This window comes from Paenibacillus sp. NPDC058174 (genome assembly GCF_042883865.1).
Classification (GTDB): Bacteria; Bacillota; Bacilli; order Paenibacillales; family Paenibacillaceae; genus Pristimantibacillus.
Genome location: NZ_JBHVUY010000008.1, coordinates 37,908 through 57,748, shown reverse-complemented (window position 1 = coordinate 57,748; position 19,841 = coordinate 37,908). Strand labels below are relative to the sequence as shown.

At 51.9% G+C, this 19,841-nt stretch carries 16 protein-coding genes; 1 reads left to right on the top strand and 15 read right to left on the bottom strand.

Annotated features, from left to right (window positions below):
- Positions 1-45: 45 nt before the first annotated feature.
- The 15 genes from ACFVVF_RS25505 to ACFVVF_RS25435 form a co-directional block, all read right to left on the bottom strand.
- Complete coding sequence (locus ACFVVF_RS25505) at positions 46-927, bottom strand: shikimate dehydrogenase (protein ID WP_387815530.1); 882 nt, start codon at positions 925-927, stop codon at positions 46-48.
- A 19-nt stretch (positions 928-946) separates the two neighbouring features.
- Positions 947-2,071 (bottom strand): ribosome biogenesis GTPase YqeH, encoded by a 1,125-nt coding sequence (gene yqeH, locus ACFVVF_RS25500; protein WP_387815529.1) that lies wholly within the window; start codon positions 2,069-2,071, stop codon positions 947-949.
- The gene (locus tag ACFVVF_RS25495; protein WP_387815527.1) at positions 2,071-2,595 is read right to left on the bottom strand and encodes a YqeG family HAD IIIA-type phosphatase; all 525 of its coding nucleotides are present in this window, start codon (positions 2,593-2,595) and stop codon (positions 2,071-2,073) included. The genes yqeH and ACFVVF_RS25495 overlap by 1 nt, the downstream gene beginning before the upstream one ends.
- 186 nt (positions 2,596-2,781) lie before the next feature.
- Positions 2,782-5,034 (bottom strand): transglutaminase TgpA family protein, encoded by a 2,253-nt coding sequence (locus ACFVVF_RS25490; RefSeq protein WP_387815525.1) that lies wholly within the window; start codon positions 5,032-5,034, stop codon positions 2,782-2,784.
- Positions 5,031-6,281, bottom strand: a complete 1,251-nt coding sequence (locus ACFVVF_RS25485) for a DUF58 domain-containing protein (RefSeq protein WP_387815523.1) — start codon at positions 6,279-6,281, stop codon at positions 5,031-5,033. The genes ACFVVF_RS25490 and ACFVVF_RS25485 overlap by 4 nt, the downstream gene beginning before the upstream one ends.
- 4 nt (positions 6,282-6,285) lie before the next feature.
- Positions 6,286-7,242: an AAA family ATPase gene (locus ACFVVF_RS25480; RefSeq protein WP_387815521.1), complete on the bottom strand. Its 957-nt coding sequence runs from the start codon at positions 7,240-7,242 to the stop codon at positions 6,286-6,288.
- 173 nt (positions 7,243-7,415) lie between these two features.
- Entirely contained in the window at positions 7,416-7,766 is a 351-nt protein-coding gene (spoVAE, locus tag ACFVVF_RS25475; protein ID WP_042159417.1) for a stage V sporulation protein AE, read from the bottom strand.
- A gap of 7 nt (positions 7,767-7,773) precedes the next feature.
- Positions 7,774-8,784, bottom strand: a complete 1,011-nt coding sequence (gene spoVAD / locus ACFVVF_RS25470) for a stage V sporulation protein AD (RefSeq protein ID WP_387815518.1) — start codon at positions 8,782-8,784, stop codon at positions 7,774-7,776.
- Positions 8,785-8,786: 2 nt separating this feature from the next.
- The gene (gene spoVAC / locus ACFVVF_RS25465; RefSeq protein WP_042159413.1) at positions 8,787-9,242 is read right to left on the bottom strand and encodes a stage V sporulation protein AC; all 456 of its coding nucleotides are present in this window, start codon (positions 9,240-9,242) and stop codon (positions 8,787-8,789) included.
- A gap of 863 nt (positions 9,243-10,105) precedes the next feature.
- Positions 10,106-10,960 (bottom strand): NAD-dependent epimerase/dehydratase family protein, encoded by an 855-nt coding sequence (locus tag ACFVVF_RS25460; protein ID WP_387815516.1) that lies wholly within the window; start codon positions 10,958-10,960, stop codon positions 10,106-10,108.
- A 15-nt stretch (positions 10,961-10,975) separates the two neighbouring features.
- Positions 10,976-12,181 (bottom strand): enolase C-terminal domain-like protein, encoded by a 1,206-nt coding sequence (locus tag ACFVVF_RS25455; RefSeq protein ID WP_387815514.1) that lies wholly within the window; start codon positions 12,179-12,181, stop codon positions 10,976-10,978.
- A 59-nt stretch (positions 12,182-12,240) separates the two neighbouring features.
- Positions 12,241-14,988 carry an alpha-mannosidase gene (locus ACFVVF_RS25450; RefSeq protein WP_387815512.1) on the bottom strand — a complete coding sequence of 916 codons (2,748 nt, stop codon included), beginning with the start codon at positions 14,986-14,988 and terminating at the stop codon, positions 12,241-12,243.
- 39 nt (positions 14,989-15,027) lie between these two features.
- Positions 15,028-15,846 carry a carbohydrate ABC transporter permease gene (locus ACFVVF_RS25445; RefSeq protein WP_387815510.1) on the bottom strand — a complete coding sequence of 273 codons (819 nt, stop codon included), beginning with the start codon at positions 15,844-15,846 and terminating at the stop codon, positions 15,028-15,030.
- Positions 15,847-15,858: 12 nt separating this feature from the next.
- Positions 15,859-16,752 carry a carbohydrate ABC transporter permease gene (locus tag ACFVVF_RS25440; RefSeq protein WP_387815508.1) on the bottom strand — a complete coding sequence of 298 codons (894 nt, stop codon included), beginning with the start codon at positions 16,750-16,752 and terminating at the stop codon, positions 15,859-15,861.
- A gap of 108 nt (positions 16,753-16,860) precedes the next feature.
- The gene (locus ACFVVF_RS25435; RefSeq protein WP_387815506.1) at positions 16,861-18,240 is read right to left on the bottom strand and encodes an ABC transporter substrate-binding protein; all 1,380 of its coding nucleotides are present in this window, start codon (positions 18,238-18,240) and stop codon (positions 16,861-16,863) included.
- Between the two features lie 280 nt (positions 18,241-18,520).
- On the opposite strand from ACFVVF_RS25435, the gene ACFVVF_RS25430 reads away from it, so the two are divergent.
- Positions 18,521-19,675, top strand: a complete 1,155-nt coding sequence (locus ACFVVF_RS25430; RefSeq protein ID WP_387815504.1) for a GntR family transcriptional regulator — start codon at positions 18,521-18,523, stop codon at positions 19,673-19,675.
- Positions 19,676-19,841 lie beyond the last annotated feature (166 nt).

The following is a 19,841-nucleotide window of genomic DNA, read 5'->3' as shown; positions in this document are numbered from 1 at the left end:
GATCGTTATGCTCCTTCTTTTTTCGCACTTTCTGCTACTAACAAATTAAATTAGCGAGGCCAGCACCGTTTCCCGCATTGCGGCAACCGGCGCAGTCTGTCCCGTCCAATATTCAAAGGCGTAAGCGCCCTGATAAATAAACATGCCCAGCCCGCCGTGAATGCGGCAGCCTGCTTGCTCCGCTTCCCGAAGAAATTTCGTCTTCAGCGGATTGTAGATCAAGTCGCTTGCAACCGCGCCTTGCTTCAGCCAGCCAGCTTCTACCGGGCTTGCGTCCGTATGGGGATGCATGCCGACGGAAGTCGTATTGATAACGATATCCGCATCGCGGCAAGCTTCTTGCAACCCGTCATATGTTACGGCCCGAAGCTCTGCCAAGCTGCCGAAGCTGTGCGCCAGCTCACGGGCACGGTCCTCCGTACGATTGGCAATCGTTATGCTTGCAGGCTTCTCGCCTGCCAGAGCATAGACGATTCCGCGCGATGCTCCGCCTGCTCCGATAACGACGATCCGCTTTCCGGCAATTGCGGGCTCCGCTTCTTCCTTCAGCGACCGGACATAGCCGATGCCATCGGTGTTATAGCCCGTCAGTCTGCCGTTGTCGTTCACAATCGTATTAACCGCTCCGATCGCTTCCGCGCCAGGGTCGATCGCATCCATATGCTTCATAATATCCAGCTTGTGGGGAATCGTCACATTGACTCCCCTAATGCCCATAGCCCGTACACCTGCGATAAAATCAGCAAGCTTGTCAGACGTAATATGATAGGCGGCATACACGCCGTTAACGCCTGTTTCCCGGAACGCCCGATTCATCATAATCGGTGATTTGGAATGGCGGATCGGATCGCCGATAACGCCGTAAAGCACGGTATGGCTGTCAATTACATGGCCTGCCGTCTCCTTGCTAAGCGCCGTTAGACTCATGTCCGCTCCCCCTCTTCTATTAGATAAGCGAATCTCTCAACATCACTTTAATGCCCTTAGGCGCATACAAATCAACGATTGCACCCGTCGTTCCGTTTGCTTGAATCCAGCCAAGGCCGGCGATGAAAATATCCTTCTTCGCGCCACGCGGAATACGCAATGAATGACGGGTCCAGGTCGGCATTTCATCAAGCTCCTCGCGGGAAGGCGCTCCCAGCAGTTCTCCGCGGTGCTCCTTGTACAGCTCGTCCGCCCGTTCGAGCTTCGTCCGGTGGACATTCAACGAGTTCGAGATATAAAGCGTAAACGACTGGCGGTCTCCTTCGACGAAGTCGAAGCGAACGAGGCTGCTGATGAACAGCGTCTGCTTATCGTTCAATTGATACACGAGCGGCTTGATCGGCTTGTCGGGCAGCAGCGACTGCAAGAAGCTGCGCGGAACAATTTCCGTCATCCGGGAGGCATAGACGATTCCCGGCGTATCGATAATATCCTTGTCATCGTCCAGAGGAATATGAACCGCGTCGAGCGTCGTTCCCGGATAACGGGACGTCGTCAGCTCGCGATCCAAATCGCTATAATCACGAATCAGCCTGTTGATCAATGTCGATTTGCCTACATTAGTCGCGCCTACAACATACACATCGCGCCCTTTGCGGTGACGCTCCAGCGCTTCGATGACATGATCAAAGCCGATGTTGCGCTTCGCGCTGCAAAGCACGATATCGACCGTACGCAAGCCCTCGGCTTTAGCCTGCTGCTGCACCCAGTTGCGAATCCGGTTCAAATTCATCGACTTCGGCAGCAAATCAACCTTATTCACGACGAGCAGCACCGGATTATTGCCGACAAAACGCTGCAAGCCTGAAATCAAGCTGCCTTCGAAGTCATACAAATCGACGATATGGACGACCAAGCTGTCCGTTGAGCCGATGCTTCCAAGCAAGCGCAGGAAATCATCCTGATCCACTGCTATAGAAGATGCTTCATTATAATTGCGTATACGGAAACAGCGCTGGCAAATGACCGGCTCCCGCTTCAATGCAGACTCCGGCAAATATCCTGCCTCTTCCTGATTCTCCGACTGCAAGTTCACGCCGCAGCCAGCGCATGACAGCGCAATTCCGCTATCCAATTCCTTCATTACTTCGTCTCCCCCTCATACCATAACCCTTTCTTCCGCAATCTCGACAACGCGATGCGTTCGATCCGGCGGTTGACCCGGGTCATGATTCCTTCATCAGCAGGAGCAATTGGCGTTACAAGAATCGTATACAATCCCATCCGGTTGCCGCCGAGCACGTCTGTCAGCATCTGGTCGCCCAGCACAACCGTCTTCTCCGCGGGCAGCCCCAGTACAGCGAGCGCTTTGCGGAAAGATTTATTCGCCGGCTTGCGGGCGGCATGAATATACGGAATGTCGAGCGGTTTGGCGAACTTCGACACTCTCGTCTCATTATTATTCGATACGATAACCACTTTAAAGCCCCGATCGCGAACGCGGTCCAGCCATTTGACCAGTTCAGGCGTAGCGAGCGCTTCACGGGCACCGACCAGTGTGTTGTCCAGATCGGTAATAATGCCGCGCACGCCTTTCGCGTACAACTCATCTAATTGAATATCATAAACCGTATTCACACGCATGTGCGGCAACAGCCTCTCGAACATAAGCGCTTGACCCCTTTGCATTCTCCTGCTATCTTACGAAACTATACCATAGAACACGAATTTGTTGCAAAAAAATACCGCCGCCGTCAAACGACGGCGGACGGCTTCTTTCCATTAATAGTCGATTATAGGCTTCCGCCTGCAATTAGGCTTCTTTTTCATGACGATCTATACCTGTTGCTTCATTTATAATTGCTGCATGATCGACTTCACTTTGCCGACGAACCGGTCGGCTTCCTCATTCGAAGATTTGACGGAACTATACTTCGCCCGCTCGAATCCGTCCAACACCTCGCGCCAGTCGCTTTGCAGCGGCTTGCCGTCACTGGACCACCGGAGCAGCGCTTCACGGAGCGTCTCATGCTCCCCGCGCTCCAGCCCTTTTCTTCTGCATTTGCGCAGCAGCCTCTCCGTCTCCCATACGATCCGTTCATCCGAAGTGAACGAACGGAAACGGAAGCTCCGCCATACTTGCACGAACTGTTTCCTTCTGAGCACAGCCCAGACCGCAATCAGAACGGCAAGCAAAGATACCGAAATCCACAAACCAGTTTTCAACAGTGAGCCGTTGGCCTGAGCTGCTGTGACTGGTTCCGGACTGTCGCCGATATCAGTCAAATCCGGCATCACAGGAGCAGCTTCCGCAGGCAGCGTGTAAGGGAATGAAAACCCCGCCGTTGCTTCAAACGGAATCCAGCCATACCCGTCGAAATAAATTTCGACCCAGGAATGAGCATCGGAGTTGCGCACCGTATAGGTGCCCTCACCATTCGGATTTCGTTCACCCTCATCAGGAATTCCTCCTGACATGCCCGGCGGGCCGTACTCCGATACCGGGAGCGCCCCGGGAGCAAAGCCCTTCACCCAGCGCGCAGGCAGCCCCAGCGAACGGGACATGACAGCCATCGCCGTCGAGAAATAATCGCAATAGCCTTCCTTCAATTCGAACAAGAACTGATCAACAAAGTCTTTGCTGGAGCCGCTAAGCTTAGATAGATCAGGCTTATTTGTATATACGTAATTCTCACGCAGGTACGTTTCCAGCAGCTTGGCGCGGTCGTAATCATTAGATGCGCCTTCGGTAATATCGAGTGCGAGCTGCTTCACACGCTGCGGAAGCTCGCTAGGCAGCTGCAAGTAACGCTCTGTTTGAAAAGACCGCTCAGCCTTCGTCTTGCTAAGACCTTCTGCATCAAGAACCGTTATATCCGATCTGACAGAATAAGCTGCGGGAAAATCTCTCATCGTCCAATTCGACCATCTTAGCTCATGGGCATTAGGTGCCCAGGCGAGCCCATTCGGAATTGGCGATTCCGACTTGCCGACCCAATGAACAGATGAAATCGGGGACGCGGCAAACAGGACGGGATAGTTATCCTTCCGAATCATAGAAACCGTCTGTTCGACAGACAGAGTTTCCGCTAAGCTTCGATCATCTTGCAACGGTAGCACACCATCTTTGACGATTCCGCTAAACAAAGGCTCATCTTCATTGTTATCACTCTTCCAGCCGTCGCCGGAATAAAAGCTTTTGGTCTCGCCGCGCCAATAAGCACGATGGCTCGTCGTAACTGTCATAACAGGTGAATAGTCGTAATTAAACCCGCCGCCGAGCTTCGTATCATCTCGCCCATAGCCCGAGCTTGTATCGCCGGTGCTGATCTGGGTTGGTGAGTTCAGTCCCTTGTCGCCAAGGAAGACGTTGACGCGCTCCCCCTTCGATTCCTTCCATATCGTATACGGATCCTGCAAAATAGGCGAAACCGTCGGCATTAACACGCCTATTCCCATTAGCAGCGAAAGTACAATTGCAACCGGCAGCAGAAGCTGCAGCGGATATTCAAGCAACTCCTGCCAGCTGCGCGGATGACTGCGCTCCAGCCGCCTTAAGTGGGCGGCAACGAGCCAGATTAATCCAAGAAATACGATCCAGGCGACTTTATCCCACAACCAGATGGGCGTAAACGAGTCCGCAATCGTCAGCGACAGCAGATTGACGCTTACGAAGCCAATCATTCTAGCTCGCGTCGTCACCCATTTGCTGAACAGTAAATACATGAAGAACAGGACGCAAACGAACCAAATAAACGGGTCGAGCTGCTTTGCATAGAACCATAGCAGGTCAAGTCTTTCATTCCAAGTCTCAGGCTTGCCATACACGGTGTCAAATTGAATATATGTGATCGTAGATATTAGCAGCAGTACTGCTTGGGCTATCACTTTCGTTACTCGCAATCGAAGCGGCATTATAATATCGACCGCCACTGCGAGCAGAAGCGCTGCGTTCACAATCTGAAACGTCTCTTCCCACCAGTACCCCTCAAAGACAGCAATCGTATTCATTATCATCAGCGCTACGAACAAACTGGACAGCTTCACATACCAGTCAGGCGCTAAGTAGCGGAAAATCCGCTTGATGAGCCGAAATAACAGTATCATGAGCCACCGCCCCCTTCCAGTACAGCCGGCAGCTCCTGCAGCTGCTGCAGCGAGAATACGGGCCAGCCGCGGCTTCGCAGCAGCTGCCTCCAGCTCTCGTCTTGTCGCACCTGTCCGGCAGGCTTACCGATTTGGAGAAGGCATGGCGTCAGCCCTTTGCGGAACAGCCATTCCATGGAACGGATCGCTTCCTTGCCAGTGACTCCGGAAATCAGCACCGCAAACGATCCCGGCTCCAGCATAGAGTCTGCTTTCAAAAGAGACTTGTACACGGTATGCGGGGCGTCGGCTTCAACAAAAGTCAGATGCTTGATTACCGCGCTCCGCTGCTCCAGTCCCGACTTAGGCTGCAGCATGGTCAATTGCGTGCCAACCGACAGCAAGCCCATCGCCGTATCCCCCTTCAAGCCGTTCTCGAGCAATGAAGCGGCTGCAGATACTGCCAGCTCGAAACGGTCTGCGGATGGAGCCGGATAATCGCCAGCATACCGGTCGAGAATGATGATCGTACGGGGCAGCGATTCCCGTTCAAACGCCTTTGACTTCCAATCCCCCGTCTTTGCCGTCGCATTCCAATGAACACGCGACAACCGGTCGCCATACAAATATTCCCTCACCCCGTTAATTTGCGTCGTCTCCTTCGATGAACGGGAAGCAATTGCATGCGAGTAAGGTCCGCGAATACCTCTCTGGATACCATGCCACTGCCGCAGCGGAACCGTCTGCGGCATGACGTTGAAAACCGCCTCGGAGCCGAAACGGCCGGAGTGCTCGAAGAGGCCGAACACGTCATGCGATAGACATTGCGTGGAGTGGAAGCGGTACTCGCCGCGCTGCAGCGGCGGAGTCAAATAGACAACCTCGCCGCTCCGCTTCCAGTTCGGGACGAACGAGGACTCGAAGTCCAGCCGTTGTCCGTTATGCCGGTACAACCGGTCACGAACGAGGACATAGGGAATCGGATAAACACCCGGAACACGTACCGATAGCTGCACTTCAAGCGAGCTGCCCGCCGTCAAAGACTGCTCGGCATGAGCCGGAGCTCCCTGCTGTTTGTAGCTGCGGCTGCCGTATACTTTGCTAATCCCGCTCCATCTTCCAAGCAATAAATATATAAGCAATAAGTTCAAAATCATAAACAGCATAAAGGCCGTCTTGCCGCCTTGAAATAAGAAATAAAATAATGCTGTGGAATAAATAAGCCCAATAACGACCCAGCGTCTTTTGTCCGTTATTTCCTTGGCCATCGCATTAGCGCTCCAGCCTTACCGGCACTTTCGTCTGATCCAGCACGACTGCGACAACATCCTCCGCCCGCAAACCGTTCATTCTTGCTTCCATATGGAGCAGCAGCCGGTGGGAAAGCACATAAGGAGCAAGCTGCTTAATATCGTCAGGCGTAACGAAGCTTCGCTGCTGCAAATAAGCGCTTGCCTTCGCCGCTCTCGCCAGCGCTATCGCCGCACGCGGACTGGCACCGAGCTGTACGCTTGAATGCTCGCGGGTCGAGCGGATAATCCGGATTAAATAATTGCCTACCGCGTCATCCATATGAACATGCTGCACTTGCTCCTGGATCCGGATAATATCTTCAATTTCACAGAGCTGGCTGCTGTTGTCCGAGGGGTGGCCTCCTTTATTCGACATGATCATCGCCTGCTCATCCTCTTCGCTTGGATAGCCGAGCGACAGCTTCATCATGAAACGGTCGAGCTGCGCTTCAGGGAGCGTGTAGGTGCCCTCGAATTCAATCGGGTTTTGCGTGGCAAGCAATATGAACGGCTCCGGCAGCACATACGTATCACCGTCTACCGTTACCCGTCCCTCCTCCATGGCCTCAAGCAACGCGGATTGCGTCTTGGTCGTTGCCCGGTTGATTTCGTCCGCCAGCAATATATTGGTCATCACCGGACCCGGGCGGAAAATAAACTGCTCCTGCTTCGGATGGTAGATCGATACACCTGTTATATCAGTTGGCAGCAAGTCCGGGTTGCACTGTATGCGCCGGAACTGTCCGCCAATCGATTTTGCCAATGCTTTCACGAGCTGGGTTTTTCCAGTGCCGGGCACATCCTCCAGCAGCACATGTCCGCCGCTGATTACAGCGGTCATCAGTCGTTCGATTTCCTCTTGCTTTCCTAGAATACAACGATTAAGGCTGCTAACAATCGACGAACATAACTGCATATCAGCAAGACGAGTTTCCATTTAGCAACGACCTCCCGAAAATTGTGAAATCTGCAGATCATAGTAGTATATTGTTTAGGTTATTTAGTACTATTTTACAGCACTTCCTTGAGGTTGCACAAATGCTTGTAATGCCAAAAAAAATTGGAGAATCCCACAGTCGGGATTCTCCAATTTCATTAACAATCGGTCGTTCAGCCCTTCGGCCTGACGACAAGCGCCGCCAGAAAGGAGAAAATAATCGCCGCCGATACGCCGGCGCTCGTCACTTTGAATATGCCGGATATGACGCCGATCCAGCCCGATTTCTCCAGCTCCGTCAATGCACCGTGTACGAGCGCGTTGCCGAAGCTTGTAATTGGTACTGTAGCGCCTGCTCCGGCGAATGCAACCAGAGGCTCATACCAGCCGATCCCGTCAATGATTGCCCCGATGACGACAAGCGTCGCCATCGTATGCGCAGGTGTCAGCTTAAACAAATCAAACATCAGCTGGCCGATTACACAAATCGCTCCGCCGATTACGAAAGCCCATAGAAACTGCATGCTGTCCTCATTCCTTTCCGCTGATGGCTACTGCATGGGCGATACAGGGAATGCTTTCACCCTGTTGAAAAGACAACGGCGACAGCAGCGCTCCTGTCGCTACAACCAGTACCCGCTTCAGCTCGCCTTTTGCAATGCGCTTAAGCAAATGTCCATAGGTCACGACCGCAGAACAGCCGCAGCCGCTCCCTCCCGCCTGCACCTTCTGGCGCGATACGTCATACACCATTAATCCGCAATCATTAAATACCGTTTGATCCATTGGCACCCCGTCCCTCATGAGCAGCTCGGTTGCGATAGGATGTCCTACACTCGCAAGGTCGCCGGTTACGATCAGATCATAATCTTTGGGTGTCCGTCCGGTATCGTTGAAATGCGACTGAATCGTATCGACCGCAGCCGGCGCCATGGCAGCTCCCATATTGAAAGGATCTTTAATGCCAAGATCGACGATTTTGCCAATTGTTGCGCATTCGACGACCGGACCGTCGCCGGAGGCCGCAATAACAGCCGCCCCGGCCCCTGTCACCGTATATTGCGCAGTAGGCGGCTTCTGCGAGCCATATTCGGTCGGATAGCGAAATTGCTTCTCAGCCGTGCAGTTATGGCTGCAAGTGCCGGCAAGCGCATAATCCGCTGAATTGGAATTGACCATCATCGAAGCGATGGCCAGCGTCTCCATCGAGGTTGAGCATGCGCCAAACACACCGATATAAGGGACGCCTAGTGCCCTGGCCGCAAACGTGTTGCTAATGATCTGATTCATCAGATCGCCGCCAACATAAAATTGCAGCTGATCCTTGTCGATACGCGCATTTTGAATCGCAAAATCAGTCGCCTGCTCCAAGAGCAGCCGCTCCGCCTTTTCCCAGCTTTTCTGCTGCATATCAAGCTCAGGATGAACCAGATCAAAGTCCGCCGCCAGCGGGCCGTCACCCTCGTCAGGCCCGACTACAGTTGCTGCCCCGATAATAACGGGCCGGTTCTCAAACCACCATGTCTGATTGCCCCGCAGCATGATCAGTGCCCCCCGTTAGTGCCGAGCAGCAAATGCGCAATCCCGACAAAAAAGGCGGCAACCGTACCGAAGACAATTACGGAACCGGCTAGCTTGAACATATTCGCGCCAACGCCGAGCACTAATCCTTCGCTGCGATGCTCGAGCGCGGCCGAGCACATGGAGTTGGCAAAGCCGGTAACGGGAACCGCAGTTCCGGCTCCGGCCCATTGTGCAATTTTATCGTAAACGCCGAGACTGGTTAGAATAACGGATATTAGAATAAGCACCGCTACGGTCGGATTGCTGGCATCCTCTTTGCTCATGCCCATAAGATGAATGAACATTTCCTGGATGCCTTGTCCGATAAAGCAAATGATCCCTCCGAACAAGAAGGCCTTCAAGCAGTTGGTAAAAATCGAACGCGAAGGCTCTCGCGTCTTGGCGAACGCCTGATATTCCTTGGGAGACATCGACATTTTCGGGTATTTGCCGTTCTCTGCGCTGCTGTTCGATGACAATGAGTTCCCCTCCTGAGGCTGTAGTGATCGCGCAACAAAGCCATTATTTCGATAAGGCTCGCACGATTTCTCCCTCATTATTTGTAAGAACAGTTCCAGTTATGCGTATGCGGGCGGGGTGCAAGGCAGGTGCTGCAAAAAGAAAAAAGCTCAAGAGTTCGGCAAACACCGTCTCTCGAGCTTTGGACGTAACCTTATTCACAAGCCGTATAACAGTAAAATAACAAGAAGCACGAACAATACAAGCGGCAGCAGCGCGGAAGTCCGCCGCCGGCTTCTGTTGTATCCCACGAGCAATCCCCCCAAAGAAACAGCCTTCTGCCATTAGCTTATGCGCGGGGAGACAATTGCGGAGATTGTCCGCTGTTATCGTAATATCAATTTCACAATGCGGAATCTGGGACACCGCTCGCAGCACTCGCACCGATCGCTGCGAGCGAAGCGGCTTCGCTATTTTACGAAGGTAATTTCGCTATAGCGCCTCTTTCCCCGTGCATTCCCTGACGGAGCGAATCAAACTTCGCTTTCCATGAACCTAGGTTCTCGAATAGCGAAGTTTGATTCGCTGCACGCTTGTGTGCTCTCCCGGCTGCCTTCTACTGCGAACTTAGCTTCGCTATTTTGCGAAGCTGCTTCATTGTTAATCTCGACTGCGGCGGTTAGCGAACCTTTCTTCGCTGTAGAGCGAAGCTGGTTCGCTAACCGCCAATGAGCAACAGATGGACGTCGCAAACCATAAACGCCGGAGTAAACGCAACAGCACAACGAACAAATAAAACGGCCCGCTCGGGATTATCTCCGAACGGGCCGTTATTACGAAGTTATTTCAGCGCCTCGCGCCAGGAATGACGCGGCTTCCAGCCGATCTTATCCTCAGCGAGCTTGTTGCTGACTAATGCGGTCAGCTCGGATACCGGCTTGCGGATATCCTTCACCTGAGCATAGTGCCGGTTCAACAGCAGCTCCGGCGATGCATCGGACATCATGTCGCTCGCCGTGATGTTCAGAGCGACAGACTCTGCCGGCTTCTCGCTCTCTACTGCCAAACGGCAAGCTTCTGCGGCATCACGTGCATCAATGTAACTCCACAGAATGCGGTGATGCCTTCCCGTATGCTCGAAGCCAGCGATGACATGTTCATATTCATCCGGCTCCAGCACATGCGAAAACCGCAGCGCATAGACGGACATCCCTACCCTGCGGTAGAACATATCGCCAATCTGCTCATTTACTCCCTTGGACAACCCGTAGCTTTCTTGGGCGAGCAGCGGATGAGTCTCATCCACCGGGAAAAAATCAGGCGCAAACGGTGTCTTTGCCCAGCAAAAGCCGTAAGCCGATTCGCTTGAACCAATAACAGCTTTATTAATGCCCAGCTTGGAAGCCGCTTCGAGCACATTGTATGTCGACATGACATTGTTGCTGAAAATGCGCTCCGGCGAGAAGTTGATCGGATTGGGCACAGCAGCCAGATGAACGACGCTATCCGCGTCCGCCAGCAAGCCATACACCTCGCCCAACGACCCGAGATCAGCCTGCATATAGCGGCTGTATCCCCTTCCTCCCGATGGCGGACGCATGTCGGTGCCGAATACGCGATAGCCGTGCTCGGCAAACTCCTTCACGACATAACGTCCCAGCTTGCCTTCCGCGCCTGTTATGACTACCGTCTTCATTTGCGCTCCACCCTTCTAAGGCCGAACGAGTGTACCATCCGGTCTGCGGTCTAATTTATACGGTCTGTGGTAGGTTTTGCCCAAAGCAGGCTCTGCCAGTAATAATGCCTTCTCCTCATCGATATCGATGCCAAGCCCAGGCTTGCCGGAAAGCTTCAGGCAGCCGCCTTCAAAGACAGCCATGCCAGGAAAAACCTCCCGCTCCCGTTCGTTAAAATGATTGCTTTCCTGAACGCCGAAGTTCCAGATCGCCATATCCAAATGTGCGGCAGCCACTTGGTTGACGGGATCATTTTCCCCGCCCTCCTGCCAAGCCGTCCGTACGCCAAACGCTTCGCATACGGCAGCGATTTTGCGGCAAGGGGTAATGCCACCCGCTTTGGATACACGCATCCGTACAAAATCGATCAAACGCTCCTTCACAAGCGGCAGCCATTCCTGCGGATGCACGAACAGCTCGCCGACAGCCTGCGGCGTCGTGCTTACATTGCGAACTTGCCTGTACCATTCTGTATGCTCAACCTGCAGCAGATCCTCCAGAAAGAACAGATGGTAAGGGTCAAGCCGTTTGGCGAGTGCAACCGCAGCCGCCGGATTCAAATGCTCATGCACGTCATGAGTGAATTTCAATTCCATCCCATAACGTACGCGAAGCTTCTCGAACATTTCGGGAATCGCCTTCACGTACAAATCCTCATCAAAACGGTTCGCCGGAGGGAAGAGCGAAGAGCCACCCGCGACGAATCCGCCGCCGCCGTAACCGCCGAGCTGGACGCGAATATGGGAGTAACCCTGCTCCCGGTAGCGCTCAACCTCTTCCTCCAGTTGCTCGTACGTATTGCCGTTGGCATGTCCGTATGCCCGGATCTCCGAGCGTGCGGGACCGCCAAGCAGCTCATAGACCGGCATTCCGGCCTGCTTGCCCTTAATGTCCCACAGTGCCATATCGATGCCGCTCATCGCCGTATGCAGCGTTGCGCCATTGCGCCAATAGCCGCTCGTATACATCGTCTGCCAAATATCCTCGATTTGTCCCGCTTCCCTGCCAATGAGCAGAGGAGCCAGCAGCTCCTCGATCACTTGCTCCACTGCGGTAGGGTGATACATATCGCTGGCGGATCCGATCCCGTACAAGCCCGGTTGATCCGTCTCTACTTTTACAATAGTCCAAGTTCGGTCATGCCTCGTACGAATGCACTTAATGCCTGCTATCTTTGCCATTTGATCCTATATCCCCCTCGCATGATGGATCAGCTATCGCAGCAACGGCTGCTCGCCTTTTATACGCGTTTCAATCCGATTGTAACGATCTCTGCAGGTCCAACTGCCAGGCTGCCTTCAGCCTGCAAATCCGATGGACGCTCCAGAATATCACTCTTATAGATGCCGTTCAGCCCCGCTGACGATTCCACCGATACCGATGTCGGCTCAGCGGACACATTGAACATCCGCAGCATAATATCACCGGAGTACTCGCTGACTTTAAGAGCAGTAACCGCCATGCGCTCGCCATTCCAATCGATCAGCTTGCCGCTTGCCGACAGCTTGCCTTCATGCACATCCGTTTGACGCGCTGTCCAAGGCACCTGGAATTGATAAGCGTCCACATAAGCCTCTCCAGCAATAGCAGTTCCTTCATGAAGGATCAGCTTCAGCTCGGCTGTCTGCTTGCCTTGGCATTGCGCTTCCGGAGTTGCGAATACGCCCCAATCCCCAAGCTCGCGCACGCTTCTCAGCAGCGTAACCGCCAGTGTTCCGTCGCCGGCCTCCAGCGCTTCATATTCATGCAGCCCTTTGTTAGCAACTGTTACGCCATAACGGCCATCACTCATGCTGACAAAAGCTTGCTGATGCTGCGCATTGCTCGGATTGATCCATTCTGCTTCAGGCTTCAATGGACGTTCCGCCAGCTCATAGATAGAATCGACAGTTACGCCGGAAGCTTTCAGTCCTGTCGGGAAAAGCATCCGAATCCGGTGATCCAATACCGTATTGTCAATCTCGCTGGCGATGCGAACGCTTCGGTCGCCTTTTTCAAGCGTCAATACCGTATGAATCGTAACCTCTCGCGTTTCTTGAACGCGCTGCGATTTACGCTCACGGAACGGTGTCATCGAATTGATCTCCAAATCGAGCTTCTCATCAGCCGACACCGGCAGCTGCCAGCGATGCGTCAGCTTCACGCTGCCGCGCAGGCTGTTGTTTTCCACGATTTCCAGATCAGCCTGGAGTCCTTCTGTCGTAAGAGCTGTTTCACCAACAGGCTGCATGTACATATATTCATTGCCGATATCGCCTGTATTTTCGTACAAGCCCAGCTTGCTGTAGCTTTGGCCGGATTGCTTGTCGGTTGCAGTAAAGCTGCCGTCCGCTGCGATAACGACTTTCAGGATGTCGTTCTCCAAAACGCGGCCGTTGTCTGTTACGATTTCGCCGGAAGCTGCTTTCGATTGAACCGCATCACCAGCTGCAAGCGCATAAGTCTCATAGCCTACCGGCGGCAGGTCGCTCGCTTCAATCGTCACTTCAACTTGGTAAGCCCAGTATGGCTGGCGGAAACGGTCATCCGGCAGATCATAGCCGAATGCAAGACCTTTATTCACTACTACGGCTTCTACTGCATTGCCTTTTGCGTCAACAACCGCAAGCTTCCCTGGGTTGTATCCTGTCAGCCCCGCATACTGATCATGCGGCGCTCTTTTGCCGTCGAAATAATGGCGGCATACATCCAGAACGAGCGTCACAACGCCGCTTCTGCGGTGTCCCGTCGTATTGAAGAGGACAAACGGCACACTTGGGCCGGCAGTTCCGTCAAAACGCGGAGCGCCTTGAAGCTTGCTGAAGCTCGAAGTATCAATCTGGCCGGACAGCCACTCTGCGCTGCGGTCTGCAACCGCTTCTGCCATCGTCACCGACTTCTCAAAGCGGGTCATCATCTCACGGTGAACCTCGTCCACGCTGCAGCCGCAAATGCTGTCATGCGGATGGTTGCGCAGCAATGTTTTCCAAGCGTAAGTCAATTCATGCTTCGGATATTCCATGCCTGCGGCATAAGCCATAACTGCCAAAGGCTCCGTCACTTTCTCCAGCTGTGTCTGCGTTTTATTGTTCGCTTGTTTGATATAGACCCTAGCCGACGCCGTATTGACCAGCGTATTCCAGCCGTCAGTAAATTGGCTTCTCAGCTCGCCGCGGATGACGGCAAGATCTTCAGGCAGCTTCGCTTTCACCGCTTCGATGTATTCCGGGAAGCTGGAGTGCTTGAACTCGATGTCCGGACGAACTTCGCCCGAAACCGCAAGCGCTTCGCTCAAATCGGCTTGCAGCGGCTGATGGTCACAACCATTCATGAACAGCAGCTCCGGTGTGGAAGCATAAGCCTCTACTCTCGGAAGACGTTCGTTCCAGTAAGCAAGCGCAGCTTCCGGATCAGCCGGAATCTCCATGCCGTTGTGATACCAGTTCGCAAACAAGATAGCGAGCACTTTGCTGCCGTCCGGCGATTCCCAGTACATCTCGGAATATTTGGAAAGATATTGGTTGTCTTCACCGATCTCATTATTGAAACCGACTGCTTTCACACCGCGTCCGTATACCGCCGTATCCATACCCGCTTGGCGCAATATTTGCGGCGCTTGCCCGATATTGCCGAACGAGTCCGGGAAGTAGCCGATTTCAGCGTATGGGCCAAGCTTTTCAGAATCGATAATGCCGATCTGCAAATTGCGCACGTTCGCCTCGCTGCTGATCAGGAACTCATCCTGCAAAATATACCAAGGTCCGATCACGAGCTTGCCTTTCTCAATCAACTCACGTACTTTTTCCGCACGATGCGGCATAATTTCCAAATAATCTTCCAGCGGTACCGTCTGTCCGTCTAGATGAAAGCTGCCGTAATTCGGATCTTTATCAATCGTCTCGATCAGAAGCTCCATAAGCTCTACAAGCTTGATCCGGTGTTTTTCAAAAGGCAAATACCACTCTCTATCCCAATGTGAGTGCGCGATAACGTGCGCTGTCTTTTTCATATCATGTACCGTCCTGTTTATAATAGATTTTGGATAAAGCTACATTTTCACCGATCCTGCCGTCATGCCTTGTACGTACATTTTTTGCAGGAAAGGGAAAGCTACGAGTATTGGAAGAATTGTAATGATAGCGCCAGCCATCAGCTCGTTCCACTTCTTGAAAGAAGAGGAATCCAGATACATCAGCCCCATAGGGAGTGTGAACAAATCTTTGCTGTCAATGATGATCATCGGCCACAGGATGTTGTTCCAGCTGCCGATAAAATTCATAATCGCAATCGTACCGATTGCCGGAATCGCCAGCGGCAAATAAATGCTGAAGTAAATACGGAAGCTGTTGCAGCCGTCCAGCACCGCACTCTCGTACAGCTCATGTGAGATCGTACGGAAGTAGCTGGTGAACAGGAAGATGGCGAAAGGTGCCGCGCCATTGATCATTGGCAGGATCATGCCGATATAACTATTGGCTAGACCCAGATTCGTCATATTGATATAGAGAGGAATTAGAATCGTAACGCCCGGCACAAGCAGCAGCGCAATAAACATATAATAGATAAACTTTTTCCCTCTGAATCTGTACTTCGCGAAGGCGTAGCCCATCATGCTGTAAATGAAGATAACACCAACAATGACCACGATACTGACAATGCCGCTATTCATAAAGAACCGGCCGAAATTCAGTTTGTTCCATACTTCGGCGAACGTGCCCCATTGAAATGCTCCCGAAGGAAACGGCGATTGCGGGTTGGCCAAAGCATCCTGCGACGTTTTGAGCGACGTTCCGAACATCCACAAGAATGGATAGAGGCAAGCGAAGCCGTATATGATGAGCAGAACGTGCTTGATTGATTTAATCATCCTCTTATCCTCCTATATGTCAGCCTTAAAGCCGCGAATACTGAAAATAGCAATGAGTCCCGTTACGAGAAACGACGTCCAGCCGATTGCGCTGGCAAGACCGTAATCGTTATCGATAAATGCCGTCCGGTAAACGAGTGTACCAATAACCTCGGTGCTGCCTGCCGGACCGCCGCCGGTCATAATAAATACATTCTCGAACGTCTGAAATGCACCATTCACCATTTGAATGACCGCGATGAGCGTCATCGGCTTGAGCAGCGGCCATGTAATTTTCCGTATCATCGTCGCCTTGCTTGCGCCGTCGACGTTTGCTGCTTCGTAAAGTGTCGGGTCCACGGCGGTTAGGCCTGCATAATAGAGCAGGAGCGTGCCGGGAAGTCCTCCCCAGATGGAAGTAATTATGATCCCAATCAATGATGTGGACGAGCTGCCCAGCATCCCTTCAGGTACGACTAGAAAATCAAGGCCCAATGTAGCGAATAAGGAGTTGAGTACGCCTGTAGGCTCGAATAAGCCCTTCCATACATAGAAAACCGCGATGCCGGAAGCGATCATCGGCAGGAAATATAACGTGCGGTAAAAACCAGCCATCTTCGTGTTTTGCAAAACAAATGCAAGCACGAGCGCTACCGGAATAACAATGATGACTTGAAAGAAGGCCAGCTCGAAATTGTGCAGTAACGCGTAATAAAAGTTGCGTGATACGACCGGGCTGTCACCCAGCAGAAAATCCTTGAAATTAGACAAGCCTTCGAATCTTGCGTTCGAGAAGTCAATCCCCGACCAGTTGTAAAAACTAAGTATGACGGAGAAGCCTACCGAATAAACGCCTATCGCCAAAAATAGCAAAATGCCGGGAAGCAGAAACAGATACGGCACCCATTTTTTCTTTGCTGTTACCATAAGCGATCATCCTTTGTCCGTTTTTATTGCCTGACAGTGAAGTAAAGGGGTGCGCCAGCCCAAGCACCTGTTGTAAAGGCACGAGGGCTGGCACAGAATGAACCTTAATTAGTTGCCGCTTGCTGCTAGAGACTTCATGCGCTCGTCGAATTTCTTCGTTGCCTGCTCTACCGTCATTTTCTTCTCGATTACAGATTGCATCGATTGGAAGTACTCTTCCCATTCCTTGTGATTGCCTCTGTTGTCGATGTAAGGCTGAACTTTGCTGTAAGGTCCTGGCTCAGTTGCGAACGATTCTTGCATCGCTTTAAGCGCCGGGGACAGATCCTTGGAACGGTCGCCGATTTTCAGAGCGGATACCGTAAATGCACCGTTGGAGAATGCGATTGCTGCGTCAGGGTCGGAAGTAATGAATTTAATGAAATCCAAAGCTTCGTCTTTGTTCTTCGAATCTTTGCTTACCGACATCATCGTCAGCGTGAATGGATCTGTCGACCATTTGTCAAGTTTGGAGCCTGCAAGTGCAGGAACAGAGAACGTAACGATGTCGTCTGCATTCATGCCCATTGCCAGCAATGTCGACATTGTGAACGTACCGCCAAGGTCAAACGCTGCTTTACCGGAAGCGAAAGCCTGGTCCGCACCGTCGATGTCCGTGGACAAAATACCTGGCATCATCAAGCCTTTTTCTGCAATCGTACCAAGAGCTTGAGCGACTTTAATGTTGCTAGGATCGCTCATTTGCGCTTTACGCTCCAGCAGGTTAATGTAGCCTTCTGGTCCATTCAACATAATTTGAAGAGCGGATCCAGCCCAGTTTTCCCACAGGTCAGGCAGTTTCGCGCCAAATACAAGGGCTGGCACTTTCGTTTCTTTCTGAACCGTTTCCATCATCGTAATGAACTCTTCAAAAGTTTTAGGAGCTTCAGCTTTCAAGCCCGCTTGCTCGATGAGCTTTTTGTTGCCGTAGAAAGTGAAGAAGCCGCCGATATCAAGCGGAAGGCCGTAGAACTCGCCAACTTTCAAGCCTTTTTGTACGTTTGTTGCATCTTTGTTCGTTGCCCAGTTGTCTACTTGCTTCTGAGTCACGCGGATCGGGTCCATTGCTGGTCCGAAATAGCTGTTCAATACATCGTCGCCTACACTAGGCGTCAGTTCGAGAAGCGAGGTTTCCAGGGAGTCACCGTTCGTTGCCCAGTAGTGGATAACGTCAGGCAGGTTTTTGGAGTTGGCTGCTGCTTGAACCTTTTGTCTATAAGTATCATCAGGAGTAAAAGTTTCGATTTCAACTTTGGTGCCTGTCTTTTCTTCATACAACTTCGCAGCGGCTTCAAATCCAGGACCGTAAGCTACTTTCCAAGTCCACATTTTCAGCGTCTTCTTAGAACCGCCTTCACTGCCTCCGTTACCTGAACCGGATGAGCAAGCGCTTACAACCAGGGCCGCAACTACTAGCATAATACCCATCGCATACATTCTTTTTTTCATCTCAAAATTCTCCCCTTTCAAATTGAGTGAAGCGTTAACAACCAGCAGCTTCATCTAGGTTGTATATACAATATAAACAACATACATATTCATGTAAATGTCTTTTTTATATACAACCTAAAAAACTTTGTAATCGCTGCCATTGGCTCTACATAAGCATTTTAACGTTTCCTATAAGTATAGTGACTCCCTTTCGCTTTATTCGACAGCAAATACAACTTGTCATACTTGTATTGTTGTTATATGATTAAAACAACTAATAGGAATGAGGGAAATCAGGATGGCCAACAAACAAGTTCCGATGTACCGGGAAATCGAGCAATACATTATGACGCAGATCAGATGCAACAAATGGCCGCCGCTCAGCCGCATTCCTTCCGAGAACGAGCTATCCGAGCAATTCCAGGTCAGCCGGATTACGGTGAAGAACGCATTGTCCAATCTTGTCGACAACGGCATCGTCTTTCGACAGCAAGGCAAGGGTACGTTCGTGTCTGCCGACCATCATATGGCGCTAGACAATCTCTATAGCAAAATGGGCGGCGAAAGCCGGAAGCGGACAATCGGCTTTCTCATGCCGAGACTGGATAACCATTTCACCGCAAATGTACTAAGCGGCATTGAGGATGAATTATCCAAAGCTGATTATAGAATGCTCTTTTCCAAAACGAATGATTCGCAGCAGGATGAAATCGTCAAAATCAAGGACATGATGGAAGCACAAGTGGACGGACTCATTATTTACCCAGTAGAGGGTGAAAACTACAACAGCGAGATTTTGTCGCTTACCCTGTCTAAGTTCCCGCTCGTGCTTGTCGACCGCACCTTAAAGGGACTCGACACATCCTCGGTCAGCTCCGATAACTTCGAAGCCTCGATCATGGCCGTCAACCATCTGCATGAGCATGGCCATACTTCCATCGGCATCATCTCATCCCGTGCCGACGGAACGTCAAGTATCGAGGACCGGATCGCCGGCTATGAGCAAGGGCTTGAAAACCATGGCATCCTAATTGACAGAAGCCTGCAGCTGTCCAATCTGACCTTTGACATGACTGAAGAGGAAATTAGCTCACAGGTTCATAAGTTTCTGAACGATCATCCGCAGCTGTCAGCCATCATCGTCTCCTACTTCGGCCCTCACGTGATCCGTGCGGCGATTGAAGCCGGCAGACGTGTACCGGAGGATCTGTCCGTCATCCTGTTCGATGATATTCCTTATGCGGACTTCTCGCTTGTTCCGCCTACGGTAGTCGCGCAGCAGGAACGGGAAATCGGACGTGAGGCGGCACGCCATATTATTGAGCAGATCGAGCAAGGCCAGCATATCTGGCGCCGGATCAAGCTGCCGGCAACGCTCATTCCAAGAGGTTCAACCGGCCCGGCCAGGAGCCGCTCCGAGCTTGATTACGGCCAGACTCTGCAAACGAACTAGCTATCATTCATCATTGAAATAAAGCAAAGAGAGGGCTATGCCGCGTGCAGAGCCCTCTCTTTGCTTTATTGGAACGAGTCCGATTTCTATATAGTAATCCGCGCAAAAAAGAGGCTTCTCTTACCGGCAATCCATTCCGGAGCTAAGAAGCCTCTTTCCTTATCGT

Bases quoted from the DNA above. Each gene is read 5' to 3' on its own strand.
- ACFVVF_RS25505 (WP_387815530.1), bottom strand. From the start codon at position 927: ATGAGTCTAACGGCGCTTAGCAAGGAGACGGCAGGCCATGTAATTGAC.
- yqeH (WP_387815529.1), bottom strand. From the start codon at position 2,071: ATGAAGGAATTGGATAGCGGAATTGCGCTGTCATGCGCTGGCTGCGGC.
- ACFVVF_RS25495 (WP_387815527.1), bottom strand. From the start codon at position 2,595: ATGTTCGAGAGGCTGTTGCCGCACATGCGTGTGAATACGGTTTATGAT.
- ACFVVF_RS25490 (WP_387815525.1), bottom strand. From the start codon at position 5,034: ATGATACTGTTATTTCGGCTCATCAAGCGGATTTTCCGCTACTTAGCG.
- ACFVVF_RS25485 (WP_387815523.1), bottom strand. From the start codon at position 6,281: ATGGCCAAGGAAATAACGGACAAAAGACGCTGGGTCGTTATTGGGCTT.
- ACFVVF_RS25480 (WP_387815521.1), bottom strand. From the start codon at position 7,242: ATGGAAACTCGTCTTGCTGATATGCAGTTATGTTCGTCGATTGTTAGC.
- spoVAE (WP_042159417.1), bottom strand. From the start codon at position 7,766: ATGCAGTTTCTATGGGCTTTCGTAATCGGCGGAGCGATTTGTGTAATC.
- spoVAD (WP_387815518.1), bottom strand. From the start codon at position 8,784: ATGCTGCGGGGCAATCAGACATGGTGGTTTGAGAACCGGCCCGTTATT.
- spoVAC (WP_042159413.1), bottom strand. From the start codon at position 9,242: ATGTCGATGTCTCCCAAGGAATATCAGGCGTTCGCCAAGACGCGAGAG.
- ACFVVF_RS25460 (WP_387815516.1), bottom strand. From the start codon at position 10,960: ATGAAGACGGTAGTCATAACAGGCGCGGAAGGCAAGCTGGGACGTTAT.
- ACFVVF_RS25455 (WP_387815514.1), bottom strand. From the start codon at position 12,181: ATGGCAAAGATAGCAGGCATTAAGTGCATTCGTACGAGGCATGACCGA.
- ACFVVF_RS25450 (WP_387815512.1), bottom strand. From the start codon at position 14,988: ATGAAAAAGACAGCGCACGTTATCGCGCACTCACATTGGGATAGAGAG.
- ACFVVF_RS25445 (WP_387815510.1), bottom strand. From the start codon at position 15,846: ATGATTAAATCAATCAAGCACGTTCTGCTCATCATATACGGCTTCGCT.
- ACFVVF_RS25440 (WP_387815508.1), bottom strand. From the start codon at position 16,752: ATGGTAACAGCAAAGAAAAAATGGGTGCCGTATCTGTTTCTGCTTCCC.
- ACFVVF_RS25435 (WP_387815506.1), bottom strand. From the start codon at position 18,240: ATGAAAAAAAGAATGTATGCGATGGGTATTATGCTAGTAGTTGCGGCC.
- ACFVVF_RS25430 (WP_387815504.1), top strand. From the start codon at position 18,521: ATGGCCAACAAACAAGTTCCGATGTACCGGGAAATCGAGCAATACATT.